Origin of the sequence: Kitasatospora sp. NPDC101176 (genome assembly GCF_044768035.1) — a bacterium.
Classification (GTDB): domain Bacteria; phylum Actinomycetota; class Actinomycetes; order Streptomycetales; family Streptomycetaceae; genus Kitasatospora.
The window spans coordinates 1-1,401 of the sequence record NZ_JBIWPA010000071.1 but is presented as its reverse complement, the minus strand read 5'-3'; the positions used below and the strand labels follow the sequence as shown (position 1 = coordinate 1,401).

Sequence of the window (1,401 nt, the reverse complement as noted above, 5' to 3'; positions counted from 1 at the left end):
GCCGCGTTGAGGGTGTTGAGGGTGTGGGTGAGGTGGGTGGGGGTGGTGGGTGTGGTGGTGAGGGTGGTGGTGATGACGGGGGTGCCGTGGGGGTCGGTGGCGGTGAGGGTGTGGGTGTTGGGGTTGGTGGGGTGGGGGGTGAGGGTGGTGTGGAGGGTGGTGGCGTGGGTGGTGTGGAGGGTGGTGTGGGTGAAGGTGGTGGGGAGGTGGAGGGTGGTGTGGTCGGTGGTGGTGAGGAGGGGGTGGAGGGCGGCGTCGAGGAGGGCGGGGTGGATGGTGGTGTGGGTGGGGGTTTGGGTGGTGGGGAGGGTGGTGGTGGCGTGGAGGGTGGTGTGGTTCTTCCAGGCGTGGGTGAGGCCTTGGAAGGTGGGGCCGTAGGTGTAGCCGTGGGTGGTGAGGTCGTCGTAGAGGTGGGTGAGGGGGATGGGGGTGGTGTGGGTGGGGGGCCAGGTGTGGGTGGTGCTGGTGTCGGTGTGGGGGTCGGTGTCGGGGCCGGTGGTGGTGAGGGTGGCGGTGGCGGTGTGGGTCCAGGGGGTGTGGGGGTTGGTGGTGTGGGGTCGGGTGTGGATGGTGAGGGTGCGGGTGTGGTTGGTGGGTGGGGTGGCGGTGAGGTGGAGTTGGGTGGGGGTGGTGGTGAGGGGGGTGGGGGTGTGGAGGGTGAGTTCTTCGATGTGGGGGTGGTGGAGGTCGTGGGCGGCGTGGAGGGTGAGGTCGAGGAGGGCGGTGGCGGGGAGGAGGACGGTGTCGTGGATGGTGTGGTCGGTGAGCCAGGGGTGGGTGGTGAGGTTGAGGGTGCCGGTGTAGGTGGTGGTGCCGTCGGGGTGGGTGGTGGCGGTTTTGAGGAAGAGGTGGTCGGTCGGGGCCAGACCCAGCGCCGACGGCGTGCCGCTGCCGGTCTGCGGGGTGATCCAGTGCCGGGTGCGCTGGAAGGGGTAGGTGGGCAGGTCGGTGTGGGTGGGGGTGCGGTCGTGGGTGGTCCAGCGGGTGAGGGGGGCGCCGCTGGTCCAGGCGGTGGCGAGGGCGGTGAGGAACTGGGCGTGGTCGTCCTGGTCCCGGCGCAGCGTGCCCAGGACGGCGACGCTTCCGCTCGGGTCCACCTCGTCGAGGGTCTGCTGGATGCCGTAGGTGAGCACGGGGTGGGGACTGCTCTCGATGAACAGTCCGAAGCGGTCCCGGTGCAGGGCGCGCACGGTTTCGTCCAGCCGGACGGTCTGGCGCAGGTTGCGGTACCAGTAGTCGGCGGTCAGCTCGGTGGTGTCGAGCACGTCGCCTGTGACCGTGGAGTAGAACTCGATCTCGGTGCGCTGCGGCTTGATGTGGGCGAGGAGTTGGGTGAGGTGGTGGTGGAGGGGTTCGACGTGGTGGCTGTGGGAGGCGTAGTCGACGGGGATGCGGCGGGCG

Annotated in this window: 1 protein-coding gene; it reads right to left on the bottom strand. The window is 70.1% G+C overall.

What is annotated here, in order from left to right; all coding sequences use genetic code 11:
- Window positions 1–1,401 (bottom strand): acyltransferase domain-containing protein (locus ACIRS1_RS38440; RefSeq protein ID WP_402847320.1); only part of this gene is annotated, 1,401 nt, incomplete at both ends.